18 protein-coding genes and 1 tRNA gene are annotated in these 22048 nt (G+C 38.7%); 6 read left to right on the top strand and 13 right to left on the bottom strand.

Annotated elements, in window-relative coordinates; all coding sequences use genetic code 11:
• From F606_RS21730 to F606_RS0119095, 6 genes are all read right to left on the bottom strand, one after another.
• A partial coding sequence (locus tag F606_RS21730; protein WP_019555493.1) for a transposase occupies positions 1–146 on the bottom strand: 146 nt, incomplete at its 3' end.
• Positions 147–346: 200 nt separating this feature from the next.
• Positions 347–1516 (bottom strand): ABC transporter substrate-binding protein, encoded by a 1170-nt coding sequence (locus F606_RS0119115; protein ID WP_019555492.1) that lies wholly within the window; start codon positions 1514–1516, stop codon positions 347–349.
• Between the two features lie 248 nt (positions 1517–1764).
• Positions 1765–2637, bottom strand: a complete 873-nt coding sequence (locus F606_RS0119110; protein ID WP_019555491.1) for a Rossmann-like and DUF2520 domain-containing protein — start codon at positions 2635–2637, stop codon at positions 1765–1767.
• A 90-nt stretch (positions 2638–2727) separates the two neighbouring features.
• The gene (locus tag F606_RS0119105) at positions 2728–5622 is read right to left on the bottom strand and encodes an EAL domain-containing protein (protein WP_019555490.1); all 2895 of its coding nucleotides are present in this window, start codon (positions 5620–5622) and stop codon (positions 2728–2730) included.
• A gap of 345 nt (positions 5623–5967) precedes the next feature.
• On the bottom strand, positions 5968–6198 hold the full coding sequence (locus tag F606_RS0119100; RefSeq protein WP_019555489.1) for a YgiT-type zinc finger protein: 231 nt from the start codon (positions 6196–6198) through the stop codon (positions 5968–5970).
• Between the two features lie 170 nt (positions 6199–6368).
• Positions 6369–6444 (bottom strand) — tRNA-Gln (locus tag F606_RS0119095).
• 162 nt (positions 6445–6606) lie between these two features.
• Here F606_RS0119095 and F606_RS0119090 point away from each other — a divergent pair.
• The 6 genes from F606_RS0119090 (at position 6607) to F606_RS0119065 (ending at position 11681) form a co-directional block, all read left to right on the top strand.
• On the top strand, positions 6607–7707 hold the full coding sequence (locus F606_RS0119090; RefSeq protein ID WP_019555488.1) for a hypothetical protein: 1101 nt from the start codon (positions 6607–6609) through the stop codon (positions 7705–7707).
• Between the two features lie 147 nt (positions 7708–7854).
• Positions 7855–8331, top strand: coding sequence for a PTS sugar transporter subunit IIA (locus F606_RS0119085; RefSeq protein WP_019555487.1), 477 nt, complete (start codon positions 7855–7857; stop codon positions 8329–8331).
• A gap of 221 nt (positions 8332–8552) precedes the next feature.
• The gene (locus tag F606_RS0119080; RefSeq protein WP_019555486.1) at positions 8553–9731 is read left to right on the top strand and encodes an LCP family protein; all 1179 of its coding nucleotides are present in this window, start codon (positions 8553–8555) and stop codon (positions 9729–9731) included.
• A gap of 152 nt (positions 9732–9883) precedes the next feature.
• Positions 9884–10828 (top strand): NAD(P)/FAD-dependent oxidoreductase, encoded by a 945-nt coding sequence (locus F606_RS0119075; protein ID WP_019555485.1) that lies wholly within the window; start codon positions 9884–9886, stop codon positions 10826–10828.
• Between the two features lies 1 nt (position 10829).
• Entirely contained in the window at positions 10830–11063 is a 234-nt protein-coding gene (locus tag F606_RS0119070) for a glutaredoxin domain-containing protein (RefSeq protein WP_019555484.1), read from the top strand.
• A 72-nt stretch (positions 11064–11135) separates the two neighbouring features.
• Positions 11136–11681, top strand: coding sequence for a glutathione peroxidase (locus tag F606_RS0119065; protein WP_019555483.1), 546 nt, complete (start codon positions 11136–11138; stop codon positions 11679–11681).
• 68 nt (positions 11682–11749) lie between these two features.
• Here F606_RS0119065 and F606_RS24070 read toward each other — a convergent pair whose 3' ends face one another.
• The 7 genes from F606_RS24070 to F606_RS0119030 form a co-directional block, all read right to left on the bottom strand.
• Positions 11750–12220, bottom strand: a complete 471-nt coding sequence (locus F606_RS24070) for a methyl-accepting chemotaxis protein (protein ID WP_407635989.1) — start codon at positions 12218–12220, stop codon at positions 11750–11752.
• A 616-nt stretch (positions 12221–12836) separates the two neighbouring features.
• On the bottom strand, positions 12837–14213 hold the full coding sequence (gene bioA, locus F606_RS0119055) for an adenosylmethionine--8-amino-7-oxononanoate transaminase (RefSeq protein WP_019555481.1): 1377 nt from the start codon (positions 14211–14213) through the stop codon (positions 12837–12839).
• 12 nt (positions 14214–14225) lie between these two features.
• Entirely contained in the window at positions 14226–14951 is a 726-nt protein-coding gene (gene bioD / locus F606_RS0119050) for a dethiobiotin synthase (RefSeq protein ID WP_019555480.1), read from the bottom strand.
• A 92-nt stretch (positions 14952–15043) separates the two neighbouring features.
• Positions 15044–15628: a biotin transporter BioY gene (locus tag F606_RS0119045; protein ID WP_019555479.1), complete on the bottom strand. Its 585-nt coding sequence runs from the start codon at positions 15626–15628 to the stop codon at positions 15044–15046.
• A gap of 377 nt (positions 15629–16005) precedes the next feature.
• Complete coding sequence (locus F606_RS0119040) at positions 16006–18336, bottom strand: FAD-dependent oxidoreductase (protein ID WP_019555478.1); 2331 nt, start codon at positions 18334–18336, stop codon at positions 16006–16008.
• A 16-nt stretch (positions 18337–18352) separates the two neighbouring features.
• Positions 18353–19984 (bottom strand): glutamate synthase-related protein, encoded by a 1632-nt coding sequence (locus F606_RS0119035; RefSeq protein WP_019555477.1) that lies wholly within the window; start codon positions 19982–19984, stop codon positions 18353–18355.
• A complete protein-coding gene (locus F606_RS0119030; protein ID WP_019555476.1) occupies positions 19972–21078 on the bottom strand; it encodes a class II glutamine amidotransferase domain-containing protein in 1107 nt (368 codons plus the stop codon). The genes F606_RS0119035 and F606_RS0119030 overlap by 13 nt, the downstream gene beginning before the upstream one ends.
• Positions 21079–22048 lie beyond the last annotated feature (970 nt).

The raw sequence follows: 22048 nt of genomic DNA, 5'->3' as shown, positions 1-22048 counted from the left end.
TCTTCACACAACTTTCTTAATATCCAACCAATATCTTTTTTAAGTTCTCCATAAATTTCCATTCGACGATATTTAGGCGCAAAAACAATATGATATTGACATCTCCACTTAGTATGTTCTAAACTTTGTATATCTTTATCTTGCACGATAAAGACCTCCCTGTTATTTTTTATGCGGTTGGCTAGACCTGCATTTATTGTAACAGGGATTTTTTTTCGACTAAAGTCAAAACCGTCGATTCCGCCGGCTAAGCCGGTGGTTTATTTCGAACAGTTAAATAAAAAAACTCCAGGCAATGTTTTCAGCAACATTGCCTGGAGTTTTATAACGCCGTTTATTTATAAGACTATTCTTTTGGTGTAATTTTTTCTTTTAAGATTTTTTCACCATTTTTCATTTCAAGGATAACCGCACTCTTTATTGGATCATGATTTTTATCGATCGTAATCGTCCCCGTAGCTACCTGCAAATCTTTTGTTTCTTCTAAAGCTTTGCGGATTTTTTCCGGATCATCACTGCCAGCACGTTTAATGGCATCAATCAACATTTTACCAGCATCATAACCTAAAGCAGCAAATACGTTTGCATCTTTATTATATTCTGCTTTAAATGCTTCAACAAAACCCTGCACTTCTTTATCTTGAGCTGAATAATGTGTGCTGAAGAAGGTATTATCCAGTGATGCTGCGCCTGCTATCTCAACAAGTTTTGCATCATCCCAGCCATCTGTTCCAAGCATTGGAACCGTAATGCCAAGTTCACGGGCCTGTTTAACAATCTTCCCCACTTCTTCATAATAAGCCGGAACAAAAATCACATCTGCATTGGCAGCTTTAATCTTTGTAAGGGTGGATTTAAAATCCTGATCTTTTTGCAAAAAAGCTTCTTCAATTAATACTTTCCCACCAGCAGCCTCAAATTTTTCTTTGAATACCTGCCCTAAGCTCTTCGAATAGTCAGAACTCGAATCTATAAACACAGCAGCCGTTTTTGCCTTCAAAGTTTTTGAAGCAAACGTTGCCATAACATCACCTTGCAGCGGATCAATAAAACAGCTGCGGAAAATAAATGGTTTCACTTGTCCATTTTCCACGGTAATTTTAGGGCTTGTCCCTGTTGGTGCAATCAATGGAATCTTATTATCCGATGCAATCTGCGTCGTTGCCAAAACATTTGAAGTAGTTGCCGGACCGACTAGAACTTTGACTTTATCTGTTGAAATAAGTTTTGTTGCTGCATTTGCTGCTTCAGATGCTTCTGATTTATTATCAGCAACAATCAAATTAATTTTTTTACCATTAATGCCGCCCGCGTCATTCGCTTGTTTTATGGCAAGTTTTAAACCATCCAGCGCCATGCCGCCATAGTTGGCCACATTACCAGTAATTTCAAAATTCGCCCCAATGTTTATTTCGTTGCTTTTTTCTTCACTGCCACAGCCTGCAAACAAAGCACCCATCATCGACATCCCCAAGACGATACTTGTCATAGCTAAACATTTTTTGCTTAAGTTCATACGCTATTCCCCCTATTTTAGTAAAAGAATTAAATAATTCCTCAGTATATAAACCACGGTGCTTCGTATAGCACCTTCCGTCTAAGTTCATATGCTAATGGAGACTATTATAGTTTACATCTTTACAATAGTCAATAGGATGTGTGTTATTTTTATATTTATTTTAATCTGAAATCAGCGCTTTTATAGCGTCACCAGTGGACATTATTATTTTATTTTTATTATATGGCTGTGAAGAATAACGTTAGTCACTCCAAATGACTAAAACATTGCTCCAACTCAACGATTTGTTCAGGTGCTAAAGTATGGCGCTGCTTTGCCATCGCTAACGTGTACTTGCCAAGTTCGCGATAAAGTTGGGCTTGACTTGGAATCCGCGCATCGATTTGTTGCAGTTGCTGCGTGATTGTTCCGACATCACCGCGCACAATCGGACCCGTGAGGGCCTGTAATGTCCCGTATGTTTCAATATTGGTCAAAGTTCCCTGCAAAATCGGGTGTAAGGCTTTTATTGCCTTCGTTTCATCAACCCCAAACGTTTTCATCAACGTTACTGTACTGTGCAATAATGCTGTTAAATAATTGGACGCCATACAGGCTGCCGCGTGGTAAAGTGCTCGATCTTCGGGAGGCACATACAGACAAGTTCCGCTGAGTTTTCCCACAAACTCCTTTGCTTTTACAAGTGCTTGTTCATCGCCGTCGATTGCAAAATAAGAACTGCCTAAATTCTTGAGACCTGCTTCAATACTGGAAAAAGACTGCAATGGGTGTATCGATCCAACAGCAACACCAAACGATCTTAGACCCGCCAATATTTCAGCACTTTGTGAACCGCAAACATGAAAAACGATTTGGCCAGCCCGCATTTCACCCGAAATTTCGAGTAAATTTACTACATTCTTTATCTCACGATCTGGCGTAGCAATCAATATAATATCGGCTTCTCGAGCAACAAGTGCTGTATCTCGACAAAACAGAATACCGATCCGATCCGCTAATATTTTAGCGGAATCACTGCATCCCCCTGACACAGCACAAACATTAATCCCCGCTCGCTGTAAAGCAATCGCCAAAACGGACCCGACTTTCCCTGCACCAATAATACCAACTTTATTCATTACAATTTACAACCTCCTGGTATGTCTTATGTTACCGTAAGTAAAATAAACAAGAAGAATCTCTACCCTACGCTTGCCCGATGGGGGCAGTTAAAACATCGCTAATTGTTCTTCCATAAATTCTTTGAATTTAGCTTGCGGCATTGGTCTGGCATACAAAAAACCCTGAGCAAACAAACAATTAACACTCAGCAGCATATTCGCCTGTTCCTTCGTTTCCACACCTTCACAGATCACCTGCATCTTGAGTTTATGCCCCATTTCAATAATTTTTTCTAATATATCACGCGTTCGTGCTGAATCTTCCGATGCAGCTAAAAAACTGCGGTCCAATTTCAATACATCAAGCGAAATTGCATTTAAAAGCATCAATGAGGAATATCCTGAACCAAAATCATCCATAGAAGTCAAAAAACCTAAATTTTTTACAGCCGCAAAAATCGCTTTGCTTTCGGCAACATCTTGTAAATCGGCAAAAGCCGTTTCCGTAAGTTCCAATTCAATACTCCCTGCTGGAATATTGTAGCGTTGAACTAGGTTTTGCAGTTTTTTCAAATAGTCTTTTTCAGAAAGATGCAGTCTGGACTGATTCACAGAAATCGGCACAACATGCTGCCCCGCAATAAGTTGTTCATTTATAAATTTACAAACTTCTTCCAGGACATAAAAATCAAGCTGGATAATAAATCCATTGTCTTCAAAAACACCAATAAATTGTGCCGGATTCAAAAAACCATTATGACTACTGTTCCAACGGACTAGTGCTTCTGCCCCCATCATGTGATTATTTTGCATATTAAATTTAGGTTGATAATAAACTTCAAATTCAGCATTTTGCAGAGCTTGTTCCATATGATTTTCAATTTCTCTATGCAATATCAATTCCGCTTTGATTCGTTCATCAAAAAACATAAACGAATTAGCACTATTTTTCACTTCATAACAAGCTGTTTCCGCATAATCAATCGCTTCCGTAATGGGCATCTGATTGTCCTGCATCAGGTAAATACCAAGTTTTACACTAAGACGGATAAAAGTATTTGGATCTTCATAGACACTAAACTGCTGCTCCCATACTTTGATATCGGATTCAAATATTTCTCTGTTTTCATAAACCAACAAACATATAAAATGTGCGCCTTGGGAGCGCACCACAATATGATCTTCACTTTCTTTACGTCGTAAGACAATCCCGATATGGCGTAAAATTTTCTTACCCAGTTCCCGTCCGTAGCACTCATTTATAACGTCAAAACGATTGATGTCAAAAGAAATCACAGCATACTTTTTCCCTATATTATCACGAATCAGCGTTGGCATGTTTTCTTCAAACCAACGCAAATTTTTCAAACCTGTTAATTCATCATCATAAGCAAGTTTATTTACATGCGCTAAATGTTCTTTGCGCATATATAAAAGCCCCAATAAAAGCAAAATCACCGTTCCAAAAAACAAAACACTACCCACGATAATTTGTACAGGATTTTCATACACATAATCAAGCATTGTCATTTTCCGTTTTGCGAGTAAAGTATTATTATTGATAATATGTGACACTTGTGCCAAGCCAAGATGATTGATTTCTCTATTTAGCAGTTTGATTAAAATCGGATTTTGGTCAATATTGATGCCCATACTAACCTTATGGGAAAACTCTGGATTCAATGTTGCTTGCAAATTACGATATTTGCTTTCACTTAAGATTTCCTGGGCCGTATAACTGTTTAAATAGGTCACATCAGCCCGTCCCGTTTCAACAGCATCCAGACAATCTTCCAACGTTGGATAATATTGAATATCATCCTTAGCATAGTTTTTATCCACGTAAATCTGATTGAAAAAGCGTCCTTCCTGACAGGCCACTTTAGGTTTGTCCGTTAGGTATCCTCTTTTACTTAAAGCGGTATATTGCAATTCCAAATAAGGAAAGGTAATCTTAATACCGCTATGTTCTGCTATTCCATAATCTTGAATAAAATCGCAAATTATATCTGCTTTCCCCTGCTGTAAAAGCTCAACCGCTTCCACTTCATTTTTTGCTTGAATATAAACAAGTGGAATCCCAATATCTTTGGAAAACCGTTTCATGAGATCACCAACGATTCCTTTATGATCTGCATTGATAAAATACGAATACGGTCTCTGGTCTTGTGTGATAATTACCACTAATTTTTCTTTATCACGCAAATACTTTTTCTCTTCTGGCGATAAAATAAGCGCAGCGGGTCCGTTGGAAACATAATATTTTTGATAAAGCCTCGATTCAATTTGAGGATCATCCAGCCGAAGTTCCATCATAGCGTCATTCAATTCCTTCAGCAAACCTGCATCCCCTTTTTTTACTGCAGCATAAAAAGGCAGCGGTGCAAAACTAGCCACAATCCTTTCCGCGTCGGAACGTCGCAGATTATTCAAGCCAATCGCATTAATGTTTTCCATTTGCAGAGCTTCTATTAAAGACTTTTCATCTGGATATAACTTAGGGATGATACTAAATCCATGAGTTTTACTAAACTCTTCAAAAGCAGAATTGCGAAAGCTGCCTTGCAGCATGCCAACCGTAAGACCATCCAAGCTATGATAATCATCACTTGTATACATATCATCAGAATCCCGTACCGATAAAACTGCATAATTTAAACCAAATGAAGCTTCCGAAAAATCATATTCCCTGCGACGTACTGGGGAATCAGCAAGTCCTATTAGCAAATCAATCTGTCCTGATTTTAATCGAACCAACGAGTCGCCCCAGGTACCTTCAATATATTCATATTTCCAACCAGCATAATCTGCTAGTTCCTGAAGATATTCATACCCATAACCACTACGATATCCATTCGCGTCGTAATTCATATATCCACTCAATGGAACATATCCCACACGAACCGTTCGAATGGATGCAGCACAGGCAAAATTAGGCAGGCAAAAAATGAAACTGAATAAAAGAACTGTCACAACCAAATATTTTTGTTTGAAACAAACCATCTATCAGCCCTCCTTATAATTCAATCCATATACGCTTAATCATTTCAAAAAAAGATTGTAAGGATGCATTTCGCTACCCTAAAAGCTTCGATTTTCTGAACCTAAGACCTGCTAAATAAAAGCATTCTTAAAAATTTTATTTTTCATAAAAAAACACTAGACTATTTGTTATTCTTTGTATATAATAAATTTGCTGTTACGTTAAGTAACTTACTCAAAAGCAATTATTTTATTTTATTTTTGACTAAGCCGTCGTGCTTGGTCTTTTTTTTGCCCGTATTTATAATAAAAAAATGGATTTACTACCGATCCGCATAGTAAATCCATTTAAATCAAAACTTTATATTAAGCAACCTGCTTTAGATAATCAATTACGAGAACAGACACCGCTGAATCTTTGACTGTTTCGACAAGTGCTGCGAGTCGTTTCGCTACAACATCACTATAACTAATATGTCCACATTGGATACAAACAAACGATGGTACATTTTTTACAATCACCATACACGGTTCCAAATCGACCATAAAGGTGGTTTCCCTACTCATCAACCGGCTTTTGCATACATAACAATTCACATGTATCCCCTCCATGTTCTTTCTTCAGAAAAATGTTTGAACCCTCTATGTGTGTAGTTAATTCATTATAGCATACGCATTTCGATAAAAGCAGAAAAGAATAAAATTTAACAACAAAAAAAGTATCGCATTCGCGATACTTTTTTTATATAAAAACATAAATTTTCAAATGGCTGGGGTAGCTGGATTCGAACCAACGAATGCGGGATTCAGAATCCCGTGCCTTACCAGCTTGGCGATACCCCAAGTTGACATTTTTTTGCACTGTCAATGTTAAATATTATAATATTATTTTTTAAAAATGTCAACTTTTTTTTATTTTAGTCTCATTGTCCCATTTCATTAGATTTTGCTGTATAATTTTGTATAGCAACTAGATTAAAACAAGGTATAGGAGTTACTGCTTTTATGGAAGACATCATTTGGAAAGAAAAAATAGCACACCGGACAGCTAGAAGATCCTGGGAATTACTCACTCTTATTGTTACTTTTTCTTTCTTACTTGGGGCTTGGGCTTGGTATTTTTTTATCTATATCAAAACACCAGAATACGCTCTGCATAATATTCAGTCAGCAATCGAATCTCACGATATCGGCGATTTTCGCAAATCCGTCAACCTGGACATTCTCTTACCAAAAGCATATGATGATCTGACTACAGATATGTTTAAAGATGATAAAACTTTACCACTTAAAACAAAAACACTATTCGAAAATTTTTATATATTAATAAAACCCATGATTATATCTGGTATCCAAGATGATATCTCACAATATATCAATACAGGTCTTTGGAAAAAAAATGAAGAAAAAGGTTCTATTCTAAAAGGACAGCAACTCGGTATTGATTTTGATGAATTCATTGAACGCTCAAATTTGCGAAATATCCAGCTTAAGCAAATTGCCTCTATCCATAAGAATGGAAAAACCGCTATAGCTGAAATAAAGATCTGTGAAGAATATACTAAAACTGATTTTACTTTGCGCGCCAGATTAGAACAAGAAGCTAATGGGAATTGGCAGGTCGTTTACATTGAAAACTACAAAGATTTCTTAAATACCATTCAAACAATTCAGGAAAAAGACATCACCAACTATCTGCAGTCTACCCAAACTATTATCGACAGCCACAATAAAACGGGAAAAAAGCAGCAGGAAAAGTTCCACAATATCATGCAATTAGAGCACGCTGGCTTAACCGACTTACAACGTTTAAAGCTACAATCATTTATTGAGAGCGAAGTCATTCCTGATAATGAAGCACGCGATGCCGAGCTAAAAAGTGTTGCCATCCCACCGGGTGCTAAGCATCTTCATGCCTTACGACTGCAAGTCGATACACTCACTATAGCCTCCTGGAAAAATTTTCTTGATGGAATGATGCAAAATAATCAAAAACAGCTTGAAGAAGCCGAATCCTTACACAAAAAAGCTTTAGAAATTGATCAAAAAGTATCAATTATTATAAAACATGCCGCGACAAGTCGGGAATTAACAAAAATTTTATGAAATAATTTCGTTATAGGTAATTAAAAACTTATTAACAACCTCTCCCTGCTTCATTTCTGTTAATAAGTTAAAATTCTTTAATTCAATACATATACTAAAGGATGGTGAAAAAATAAAAATAAATTTATTTTATTTTTATTTTCTATTATGCAAAATGCAATCCAATCGACATTTCAGATAATTGCTCCAATTTCCGGAAAAACAATGGCCCTCAAAAATGTGCCTGATCCGGTCTTTGCCGACAAATTAACCGGTGACGGTCTCGCCATCATTGCTGATGGCGATTATGTACTCGCTCCTTGCGATGGAATTATTACTTTATTTTTTACAACAAAACATGCCTTTGCCATCACTGCCGACAATGGTATCCAAGTGCTCGTTCATGTGGGTCTTGATACCGTTATTTTAGATGGTCGTGGTTTTACAGCACTCCATATAACAGGCGATCGGGTAGTGACTGGTACGCCAATTCTAAAACTGGATCGTCCGTTCATTAAATCAAAAGGAATGAATTTAATCACCCCTGTTTTAATTGTCAATTATGAAAAAGTGACTGAACTGAATGCTAAATCAAATTCCCTCGTTGAAGCCGGCAAAACACCCGTTATCGAATATATGCTATGATATTGCCGTTTCGAACCATTAAAAATGCCGTCTGCTGTGTGAACTATAAAAAACAGCTGGCGGCATTTTAGTGTACTTGCTTTTCATAAAATCTTCAGATAGGTCTGCCATGATAAGAAGAAGTGATCCTATAATTATATCAAAGCCTCCGACGATTGGTCATGAACAAAGCTGAAATTTCTTAAAATCAATATAAGTGCTTTACATAAAGGAGCTGTTTTATGAATTTAGAACCGCGTCGCAAGCAGCGACAAAAACGACACCTCAGCCATTGGGGAGTTTTTTTATTAATGGGTCTTTTTCTACTCGCCAGCATTGCTGGTGCTGCCTGCTATTTATTTGAACCAAATCAAAAAGCAAAAGTTTCACCAGATCGAATGGTAGCCTTGGATAAAATGAATATTATGATCATGGGGGTTGATAGCCGAGACGATGATGTCGGACGAAGTGATACCTTAATGGTGGCAACGGTCGACCCAAAAAATGAGAAAATTTCCTTATTATCTATTCCGCGTGATACCAGGGTAAAAATTTCCGGACATGGCTATGATAAAATAAATCACGCCTTTGCTTTTGGCGGACATGATTTATCAAAAAAAACCGTCGAAGATTTTTTAAATATACCGATCGATCATTATATTCTAATTGATATGCAGGCTTTCAAACGTATTATCAATGCCATTGGTGGTGTTGATATCAATGTCGAAAAACGTATGCATTATGAAGACCCTTGGGATGATGACGGTGGTCTTATCATCAATTTAGCCCCTGGACTCCAGCACCTGGATGGTGATACGGCGATTGAATATGTACGGTTTCGTGATGAAGAGGGAGATATCGGACGAATTGGCAGGCAACAAAAGTTCATGAAAGCTGTTTTAGAAAAAATTTCTTCAACCGATATTATTACAAAACTGCCCGGAATTATTAAAGAAATAAGTTCAGCTGTAAAAACAGATCTATCCATCCCCAAGATGCTAAGTCTTGCTGGTATTTTAAAAACGGCCCATGAAAATCGCCTCACTGCTGAGATGGTTCCCGGGACGCCTTTATTTATTGATGATATAAGCTATTGGATTCCTAATATCTTAAAGCTCCGAGAAACCTTAGCGCAAACACTAGGAATTGATGTCACACCGCAAATGGCTGCTATCATGCGTCGAGAGGCCGAAGAGTATACTGCCTCCTTACCACAAATAACATCCGGTCCGGTCAGCCGCGACAAGCCCCTCAGCAACCCAGTGAATCCAAAAGAAGCCACACCTCCAGCAAAAACAACTTCTACTAAAGATGCAGAAACGAAACACCCTGCCATTACAAAACCAAGTCCACCAACCGGAGTGCAAAAAACAAATGAACCAACCAAACCATCTGTCCCACCTGTTCAAAAAATACAATAATCCGCTAACAAGCAAATGGTAATATCTATGCTTGAAAAAAATTTTTTTTATTGCAATAAAAAGCTTTCTTTTTTGTCTTACTGATGTACAATGAAATAAAGGATATTTTATTTTTAGAAAGAATCTTTATTTATAAGAGGATGGTGACTTCATTGACAAAACCGAATAAAGAATTGGATTTGCTTATTATCGGCGGCGGAGTTGCTGGTTTGACTGCCGGAATGTATGCCGGACGCATGAATCTTAAAACCTTAATTCTAGAAAATGAATTGGTTGGCGGACAAATTGTAAATGCCCATGGAATTGAAAACTATCCCGGTTTTTTATCTATCAAAGGCAGTGAACTCGTTGAACGCATCCAAGAACAGGCCATGACAGCAGGAGCAGAGATTGATGAATTTGATACGATTCTTTCAGTTCAATTAACAGCTGCCGAAAAAATCATTGAGACGGAAACGACGATCTATAAACCACATGCTGTTATTATTACATCCGGTATGATGCGCCGCAAACTCCCGATTGCCGAAGAAAAAAAATTTCTCAGTCGCGGCATTCATTATTGTGAATTATGCGATGGCCATATGTACCAAAATAAAATTATCGCTGTCGTTGGTGGCGGCAATGCTGCTGTTGATGCGGCAAATTTCCTTGATAAATATGCGCAAAAGCTTTATATAATCCATCGTTCACCACAGCTTACAGCGGATCCAGTTTCACAGGATAAACTCTTAAAAAATCCAAAAGTTACCTGTTTTTTTAATACAAACATTTTAAAAGCCGAGGGTTCAACCTCACTTGAATCCATACTTTTGGAAGATAAAAATACGCATGAACAGCAAACGCTTAAAGTCGATGGTATTTTCGTCAATATTGGTGTTGTCCCGAACAGCCAGTTATTCAAAAATGATCTTACGATAGAAAAATCTTCCGGTCATATTATTGCCGGGGAAACTTGTGAAACCAATATACCCGGGGTTTTTGCCGCTGGCGATATCAGAACCAAACAAATACGCCAGCTTACAACGGCAGCAGCCGACGGAACCGTCGCTGCCTTATTAGCCGAAAAATATATCCAACAACAGAAAGAAGGAAAATAAAATGGTAAAAATTTATTCCACACCTGAATGTCCATGGTGCCATAAAGTAAAAAATTATTTAAAATCAAAAAATGTTGAATACCAGGATTTCAATGTCGAAGAGGATGATGCCGCCCGTGATGAACTTTATAAACTCACGAACGATCTCATCGTACCAGTAACCACAATCGATGGCAGCACCTATGTAACGAGCTTCGATAAAGCAAAACTGGATGAAATGATAGGTATCAACTAACTTCTTCCATAAGATGAAGCCCCTTACAAAGTACTATAGATGACAAAAAAATATATAAAAGGAGTATCTACTATGAGTATTTATGATTTTAAAGTAAAAACAATTAAAGGTCAGGAAAAAGATTTAAGCGATTACAAAGGTAAAGTCGTCATCATCGTCAACACCGCCAGCAAATGTGGATTTACTCCACAGTATGAAGAATTACAAGCGTTATATCTCAAATATAAAGATCAAGGTCTTGAAATATTAGGTTTCCCCAGCAATCAATTCGCTGAACAAGAACCTGGCACCAATGAAGAAGTACAGCAGTTCTGCAAAGTAAACTTTGGTGTAACCTTCCCCTTATTCGAAAAAGGTGACGTTCGTGGCGATCATGCCCAACCATTATTTAATTACTTAACTGCACAAGCACCATTTAAAGGCTTTGATGAATCCCATCCAGTAGCCAAAGGCCTGCTCAATGCACTTAACACAAAATTCCCTGAATTTTTAAAGGGAGATTCTATTAAATGGAATTTCACAAAATTCCTCATCAATAAAGATGGAGCTGTTGTCACTCGCTATGAACCAACAACTGTACCATCGGCTATGGCTGCAGATATTGAAAAACTATTATAAAACAGACAAAATAAAAAGAGCCGAAGCACACACTCTTTAGTGAGTGAGCGCTTCGGCTCTTTTTTATGTCATTTGAATTTTTTAACAAAAACTTCTAAATCATGAGCAGCATTACTCACATGGCCCAAATTTGCTGTAATTTCTTCTGTCGAAGCTGCTTGCTCTTCACTAATCGAACCCGTTGTTTCAATCGACCGAGAAATTCCGGTTACAGCAATATTCATTTCCTTTAAAATCTGTTGGATTTTTTCTGTGGCAGATTTAGATTGTTCCGCTAACTTACGGACCTCTTCAGCCACAACGGCAAACCCACGCCCCATCTCTCCGGCTCTAGCTGCTTCAATTGCAGCATTGAGTCCCAATAAGTTCGTCTGCTGGGCAATATTATTAATAAATTCAATAACTTTTATGGTTTCACTATTTTTTTCCATAAGAGTCGCGGCCTGTGTAATGGATTCCTGACCCGCATTTGCAAGCTCACTAGCACTATGGGCAACCTGCTCTACCGCTTCGTAAGCATTGCGAGTTGATTTTGCCATTTCTGCAACGGTTTCAATCAATTTTTCATTTTCAGCCATATCGACACCGGAACTGATCGTGCCAATAATTTCATTATTGATTCCACGGATCGGTGTAAAAATTGTCTTGATTGGCTTACCATATACTTCTTTATTAACATCCGCAAACGTCGTTTTATTGCCACGAATACAGTCCATTATCGTCGCTATATTCGTAACCGACTTGCCGGGAACCAGATCTATATCAAGATTGTCCCCCTTTTGATAATCAATATACTCTGTCAAATTACTTAAGCCGATCACCATATCTTCACGTGAAAGCATATTTATATATGGCAGTACTACTTTAAAAGCGTTGAGAATTTCTTCATTTGTTTTAATAGTATCAGGATATTTCATTTTGCTCCTCCATCTACTTTATTCTATATAAAATAAATAATTATAGTTCTATCTGATAGATTATTTCGACAAATTCAAAAGAAATACCTGCTAAAGAACTACATAAAACAGTATAGTTCTTTTTAAAGAAAATTTATCACTAAAATACTATTATATTTTACAAATGTATTTTATAATAGCCAATTTGCAGCTTTGTGTTTGCTAATCGACAAAAAAGCAACTTTTCATTCGGTATACCTCAAAAATGTGCACCACCACCACTTGCAGCCGACTGTCCCAATTCTGTAATTTCTATAATAGCTCGTTTGGTAATATCCAACATAATTTTTATTTCTGCTTCCGTACTGCAAAGCGGCGGCATAAAGACAATAACATCCCCCACCGGGCGAATGAACAAACCTTGTTCACGTGCCTTCATACAAACAATGGCCCCCATTGTCTGTGTCCAGTCATACGGAATTTTTTTATCTTTATCCAGTATGAGTTCAATGCCCACAATCATACCACATTGACGAGCATCCCCCACATGCGGCAAACTCTTTATGCCCTGCAGCATTTCATCAATACAAGCAATTTTTGTCTTTAGCCCCTCAATAACACGGTCTTTGGCAAAAATCCCCAGACTAGCAATTCCAGCTGCACAGCCTAGTTGATTGGCTGTATAGGAGTGCCCATGGTAAAAGGTTTTTTTCTCAGCCATCGTCCCCAGAAAAGCATTATAAATTTCATCTGTCGCCAGCGTTGCTGCCAAAGGCAGATACCCACCCGTAATCCCCTTTGATACACACATCAGATCAGGACTGACTTCTTCATGCTCACAGGCAAACATTCGTCCAGTTCTGCCAAATCCCGTAGCAACTTCATCGGCAATAAGCAAGACATCATATTCTTTTGTCAGACGCCGAACCCCGCTTAAATAACCCTTGGGTGACATCAACATGCCCGCTGCAGCCTGGACTAGAGGTTCAATGATAAGACCAGCAATCTCTTTATGATGCTCTTTCAGTAACGTTTCCAGTGCATTCAAACAATACTCTGTAAATTCAGCTTCATTTTTCATAGAACTATGATAAAAAGAAGGCGATGGTATATGGTACGGTTCAAATAAAAGCGGTTGGAAAATGCGATGAAACAAATCAACCCCACCAACACTTACACTGCCAATCGTATCACCATGGTACGCATTATCCAGCGCAATAAAACGTGTTTTTTCTCGTTTGCCTCGATGCTGCCAGTATTGAAACGCCATTTTGAGTGCTACTTCGACAGCCGTAGCACCATCATCTGAATAAAAAACTTTTTTGAGACCATCCGGTGCTGCTTCGACTAACATTTCTGCAAGTATCGAAGCTGGTATATTCGCTAAACCTAAAGCCGTTGTATGTGCGGTTTTCCCGAGCTGTTCGATGATTGCCTGATTGATTTCAGGGCGCTGATGGCCATGTATGTTGACCCATAAAGACGATACACCGTCATAATATGTTTTCCCTTCCGTATCATAAAGTGTAATACCTTTAGCCGATGTGATAACGGTTTGCGGTGATTCAACCCATTCTTGCATTTGGGTAAATGGATGCCATATGTATTGTTTATCTTTTGCTTCGATTGTATTCATCTTTTTCCACCCTTATCCGATAATTTGTAAAATAGCTTCGATTAATAAATTTTGTTCCGCAATAGCGGCCAGATTATCCGTACAATTTTTAATGACGCTAAGCTCTTTCGAAACTGGCATTCTCCCAAGTATTGGCAGCTGTGTTAACTGTTTAATATATTCTATATTGCTTGCTTCTAAAATACCGGCATGTTCTGCATCCCACATATTAAAAATAACCCCGTCAAGCCGAACTTGATGTTGCTTCGCATATTCATACGTCAAAACAATATGATTAATACTTCCAAGCCCTGGTTTTGCGACGATTAGAGCTGGTAATTGCAGCCGCTGCATAAGGTTTACAATAAGATAATCCTGCCAAAGCGGTGCTGTTATGCCACCTACCCCTTCCACCAGCACAATATCATATTGTTTCGCATTTTTCAGCAAATTTTCAATTATTTTTTCCATATCAATCTGGATTGAAGTTACTCTGGCTGCAACAGCGGGCGTCAATGCAGGCTCTAGGCATACTTCATTTACTTCCAGGCGCCGCTCCTCGCCAATACCTGCCGCCTGCATAAGAAAGCTCGCATCTTCTGATAACAGCCGTCCCTCCGGTGTTAAAATGCCCCCTGATGCCAATGGCTTAAACACGCCAACATTTTTACCCCGGGCTTTTAATGCCGCCGCAATAGCCCCGGTAATCATTGTTTTTCCAATTTCTGTATCAGTTGCTGTAATAAATAAACCTTTCATTTTAAATCCATCTCCCTGACCCTTGAATGTAGAAACTATTATAAATATGCTACGTTGAATTTAAATATTGTACCCGGCAATCACAATTTCCATTATCCTTCTGCTCGAAAAGATTCTTGGTTTGTCCCATAACCCGCGCGGCGGATAACCGGAACAATTTTCACTGCAATCAGGGCAATTAAAGCACTTTGCAGCACATCAAAAGTAACATAAGGAATAAATCCGACCATAAGAGCAGACCATATGCTCATATCTTTTTGCAAATAAAAATTAACAATAAGGTATAAATAACCGACGCCGCATACATAATCCACTATGAGTCCTAAAACAATAACCCCAAATATCGTCCAAAATTTAATTTGGCCCTTATGCTCACTAAAGAACCCCACGAAATAAGCACAAGCGGCAAAACCGATCAGATAACCAAACGTCGGCTGCAATAAATAAGTCAGACCGCCGCCATTGGCAAAAATCGGTATACCGATTAACCCAATAAAAATATATAAAAGTTGTGAATACAAGGCATGGCGAGACCCCAGCAACAAGCCTGCAAACGTGCAAAATAAAAATTGCAGCGTAAATGGAACCATTGGTGTCGGTATTTTAATAAAAGCCCCAATAGCGGTTAATGCCGCAAACAATGAAATAAGTATCATGTCACGAGTACCGATTTTCATAATTGAAATCCTCCTTTGTTTATGAGATGCTTATAAACATAATTTTCAATAACACAATATTGGTAAACCAAATAACTAAATACAGTTAATCATTGTTGCAAAAATTTTTGCCTGTTTTCACCTCTTTTTTCACAAATAAAATGAATCCACAACAAATTCTATTATAGAAATAAGCGTCCACATTGTCAACCATAAATGTTTTAACAGTTAACTAAAGACAAGAAAAAGATGCCATCTTTTTTTGATGACATCTTTTTCTTGATATATATCTTCAATCTGCCATTAATAGGATATAGGGCAGCGTTTGCTTCCTCCGTAACGCCACCACTCAACCCTATACCCCATTTCAGACGATTGCCCTGTAGACTTTAGGTTCTTTAATTTTTATTGTACGTTCTGTACATTTTAATAGGTTCATCGTTTGGATTCAATGACCAAATACCGCATGGGCAGATGCCTGCACAGATACCGCAGCCAATACATTTATCTGGATCAGAAACGTATTCGAACGTACTATCTTCCGCTTCAGATCGTGAAATTGCTTTTTCTGGACAAGATTCGATACACATCCGGCAATCACGACAAGTACCACAACTAATACAACGGGCATGATCCTGTGATGCCTCTGGTAGATCACAGTGATGACACTTTTCAAAATACTCTTTGGTTATTCGCTGCGCTGGGATTTGCTCTTTTGTCACCAGTGGAATAATCGGTTCGCCAAGTGCATAAGCCGCTGCCGAATTTGCTGCATTGATTCCGGCACCAATTGCATCAACTAAACGCCCGGGTTTAATAACATCCCCAGCTGCAAACACGCCATCCATAACCGATTGATCTTTTTTAGCCACAATCCAATCACGAAATTTCTTAATTTGACCCTGAGGCAGATAATCTAAAATTGGGGCTTCACCAATCGAGACGATGACCATATCACCAGGAATAAAATTGCCACTGCCATCATAAAGTCCATCATCCGTAATTTTAGCCGTCATAAATGGCCAAATCAATCTTCCGCCTAATTCTTCAACATGCACAATTTCTTTTTTAAACGCTGCTGGTTTTTGCACATCAATACAGGTTACCGTTTCAGCACCCATCTGATAAGCACCTACCGCGGTATCCATGCCAGAGTTCCCACAGCCGATAACAATAACATGTTTCCCAATTTTAGGTGTTTCACCACGATTAACCGCTTTTAAGAAATATAATCCTTTGACGAGTTTATCCGCACCTTCCCATGGGAAAAATCTCGGATTATGCCCACCCGTAGCTACAACAACTGCATCATATTGTTTTTTTATTTCATTAAATTTAGCTGCATCAACCGTACAAGAAGATTCAAATTTAACTCCCATATCCACGATGCGCTGCAATTCAGTTTGCAATAACTCTTGTGATAAACGACCGCGCGGAATAACCTGTTCCAATTTTCCACCCATTTTAGCAGCATCATCATAGACAGTCACAAGATGCCCTTTACGCGCCAGCTGCCAAGCCGCAGACAAACCAGCAACCCCGCCACCAATAACCGCAATTTTTTTGCCAGTTTTTATTGTTGGTGGATCAATTTTTGCATACACGGAACTAAAGCCCAGTTCACCTATTTGTACGGCTTCATCAATCGTTGCCCGTGTACAGCCTTCCATACAAAGATTCGGACAAACCGAACCACAGACCGATCCAGGAAATGGAGTATAGTCTAAAACCAGTTTATAAGCTTCTTCAAGTTTTCCTTCACGAATCAAGTCATAACGGCGTTGTGATGGAATCCCTGCGGGACAGTTAAATTCACACGGAGCAGCATATTTAGCATTGTCCCAAGACGGAACCCGTTGCCGATAAAGCCCCGTTACAACTGTACTTTTTACATCAAAATCATCCATCGCGACATCACTGAAAATACCGCCTTTCACCCAATCATTCAGACGAAAATCCTTAAAATCAGGTTTTGGTTTTGGTTGATGTTCTTCAAAGGACAACGGTCTTAATTTTTGCCATTGACTCCAATCAGTTAAGGTATCATGCAGATCCGGACGCTCAATTGAGGTCAAAAAAGAATCCAGCCCACTCTCTAAAAAAGCAATATCATCCGCTTCTAAATTCAGAAGTTTGATATCCGAAGCATACCCATTGGCTTTGCCGCGAAAATATACAACCCCGCCCACCATACCGACACAGGCACGATCACCTAACACGGAGGTAAACTCTTCACAGTCAACACCACAAACAACGGCACGACCACCGCCCATAAATTCAAACGAAAAACTACCTACATTTTTTAAGATCCAAAGTTCTGGTTCATCATAAAGTGGATCATGTTTCATCAAAGAACCTGAACGAGTGCCCGCTCTGCCACCAATATAAATTTTACCACCAGCTGAACAATGCCCCGCTGTATCACCCGCATCGCCTTTAATTGTAATCTTACCACCAGCGTTCAGCCAGCCAACATCAGCCGAAGCCGATTCATCAACAATAATTTCTGTATTATCCAAACACATCGAGCCAACACGCTGACCCGCATTTGTGACATGGAATTTCAATTTTTTACCTTCCGGATGCCATAATGGCCCACCAATATCATGCTGCCCGGAAGCTACTATATCAAAGTCGGTTTCACCATTGGCCACAGCTTCACCGATTGCCAATAACAAGTCTTGTGTAGACATACGTTCATGTCCCTGCAATGTATCTATTTTAAACATGATTCACGCTTCCTCCTTAGCATACATATTGAATACCGAGTTTATCGGCAATTGATTTATCTGTCGATACCAATGCATCACTCCGCCCAACCGGTAGTGAGCTATTGCCAATCGGTGCCATCAATTTACGCAATTCTTGATCGAATGCCAATACATAATCAACAATTTTTTGTGCCCCACGGTCAACATCCAAACGTTTTACAAGACGAGGGTCTTGCGTACAAATACCCGTTGGACATTTCCCAGTGTTGCAAGCATTACAGCGGCCATGTTCATTTCCCACACAACCGAGCAACTGAATGAGCAATTTACCACAAAAAACACCATTAGCCCCTAGACAAATCATCTTAAACGCATCAGCTGCAGCATTTCCAGTCATACCGATACCACCACCAGCATAAAGTGGTATTTGACCTTGTAGCCCTTGTTTTACAGCCGCTAAATAACATTCGCGCAGTTTTGAAACGACCGGATGCCCTGTATGATCCAATGAGATTTCATTCGCCGCACCGGTACCGCCCTGAATGCCATCTAAAAAGAATCCCCCGCATATTTTATAGGGATCACGTAAAAGATTATTATATACCGATACCGACGTAGCAGAAGCTGCACATTTAATAGCAACGGGTACACGAAAGCCAAAAGCTGCATTTAAAGATAAATGCATTTTCTGAACAGATTCTTCAATTGAATACAAGCCTTGATGATTCGGTGGTGAAGACAACGTTGCTTTTGGTACACCACGAATAGCCTGCACATGTTCTGCCACTTTTGCCGCTGGCAAAAGTCCACCGTCCCCTGGTTTTGCACCCTGTCCAATTTTAATGAGCACACCTGCTGGATCAACTTTCATCTTAGGCATCGCCTGAATAATACGGTTCCAGCCAAAATGCCCTGAGGCAATCTGTAAAATCATATATTGAAGTGACTCCGATTCCATGAGTTTCACCGGCATGCCGCCTTCACCTGAACTCATCCGAACCGGCAAGCCGCATTTTTCATTTAGATAAGCCGTCGCCATTGCGACGGACTCCCAAGCCCTTGTTGATAATGCTCCTATCGACATATCCGAAAAAATCAACGGATAAATCCAATTGACAGGCGGCGTTTTTTTCGCCAGGCTGAGTTTACCATTTTTTAAATTAAATGGTAATTCATGAGGCGACAAAACACGACCAAACGGGGCACGAATATCGAACGTGTGACGCTGTGAATCAAGCGATGGATCGGTCATTTGGCTGATCCGGCCAACAACAATGCTGTCAAAAGTCCTCTGCGCATTAAGATTCGTACGCCCACCACGTTTTATTGGGCCATTGTCGCGAGATAAGAGTGTTTTGCGAGTATCTTCATTTCGAACTGGACGAATTGCATTATTGGGGCAGACTTTTTCACACATTCCACAACCTACACAGGCATCTGCCAAAGATGCCTTTTGTTTAATCACAGGAATCGTGATTTGCTTATGTTTCGGATCTGGCTGTGCTCCTTTTGACACAGTAATCGAACGGCGTGACATCGCCGGCTCAATTGCATTAAAGGTACACGATGCTACACAGCTGCCACACATCGTGCAGCGTTCCTGATTATATTCAATCTTCCAATTAAGATCATTGATGCCAATGTCTTGTGTTCTTACTGTTTCCATCTTTGTACCTCCAAATCGTTGTTGATAACAACAACTTCACGTTCATTCGGATAAATGTCTTTTGACATATCACGATTTGGTAAAATTTCATTCAATCCGCAAACTTCAGAAGAAATCGCGATAACCGTATCATCTCCGCCTACAACTACCGGACGCAATTTTTTAGAATCGCAGCACGTAATCATTTCACCGCTTGGCAAGACAGCAATAATTGTATTTGGTCCATTAATTTCCAAATGAGCCAACGATTGACGAATTGCCTGCAGCACATCTTTATCTTCGCGGGCTTCAATCTCAGCAAAAGGCAAAGGCGTAATAACATGTTTGTAATATTCGATGGGCCATTTGAGTTCATGCAATACATAATGAAGTGTATATAAAAAATTCTGTGAATCCGATTCAAAGCCGATATACCCATGATGTAAGGATTTCTGAAATTCTTTATTTTTCGTATAAAACGTATTTTCACCATTTGCACACAATGTATACCCTTGCAAAAAGAAAGGATGCGCTGCATAACGTACAATGTCATAATTTGTATTTTGACGGCACTGCGCGACGATACTTTTCGCTACAAGGCAGCCATTGTCATCCCATAGTCTAAAGTAAGTAGCAATATCACGTGGATCGCCAATTTCTTTAAGAGTCAGTACATCCGGCCAAAAAGAATACACAAAACCTTCCCCTTGGTCTTCTAGTAATTTACGGAGTGCTAACCGAATGTCTAACAGTAATGTTTCGCGTTCAGCCGGCGTTTTTTCGTTATAATGTTCAGGATAATCATAATTGCGGAAAATGTAATATGGCATAGCTTGAATATCAAGTCCAGGCTGTTTATTTGGGACAGGAATCCATTCCGCTAACTGCACAAAGTTGTGACTATCCATAAAATCTTCCACTAACTCAGCCCCTCGCTGGGTACAGGCCAAAGACAACAATGGTTTATCTTTATAATTTGAGAAAATCCCATATAAATCCTGCATAACCATAGCAAACCCTGAATTATCATGACCTTCCTGCTGCGGAAGCATTAAATGCAAGGCTTTTGACGGATGAACGGGTACTTTACTCTTGATTGAACCAATTCTACACATACTTTTCTCCTCCATAAATATACAAAATTCAAATGCTTATCTGAAGTGAAATATCCAACTTCTAAAAGAAGTACAATGATATGTCTCCATTCATAAATAGTCAATAAAAGATCACATACCAACTAAAATATATCGTGTATGGTACATGATCTTTGTCAGCACCATTGCCGGTAATCAAAATCTATCTCTTTATTTAGATGAAAGAAGACGATATACATATATCGCCTTCTTTTTACAAAAACGAACTATTCCGTGTGATGAGTACATTTGTTTCGTTACATTGCATTTAAATGTAACGTAATTATAATTATAAGAATGTAATCTTATACTGTCAATATGCATATATCGTTGTAATTTTCTGAAAATTTTTCACTTATGACCATATTTTTCACAAAATGTATTTTCTATGCTGTATATATATACATCCTATGTGTCAATATACATAGGAATCACTTTACATATATTTATAATATATAGTCTCTTGCCTGCGATATACAAGCTCTATGAATGTATTTACTTTAAAAAGAATTTATTTTGTACTGTATTGTTTTGCGGTATACACGAATACAATAACTTTTTTTTATGATACAGCATCTCTATAATGTATTTTGTATATTTTTGCAGTTGAAAGCATTGACCATGAATTTTACTGCACTCTATATAAAAAAAACGAGGTAGATAATTTTTCATCCGCCTCGTTTATTAGGTTCTATAATAAATGTTGGGGTAAGCAAAAAACAAATTGCTTATTCCAACATATTTTTTTGCATAAAAATAGAGCATAAAGTGAATAACTCATTTACAATTAAAGTTACCACAACACTAACCGAAAGGGGTTATCACTTATGCTCGATATTCAGTTTACTACACTTTTCTTAGACTTGGAAGACCTTTCTATTATAAATGTTACAGAAAATTCACTGACGGTTCAATTGCCACGTAAACTCCACATATGCCCATCCTGTGGGCA

This window comes from Propionispira raffinosivorans DSM 20765 (assembly GCF_000381065.1).
GTDB classification, from domain to species: Bacteria; Bacillota; Negativicutes; order Selenomonadales; family Selenomonadaceae; genus Propionispira; species Propionispira raffinosivorans.
Note: the sequence above shows the minus strand (reverse complement) of the source record. Positions and strands in the feature narration are given on the sequence as shown.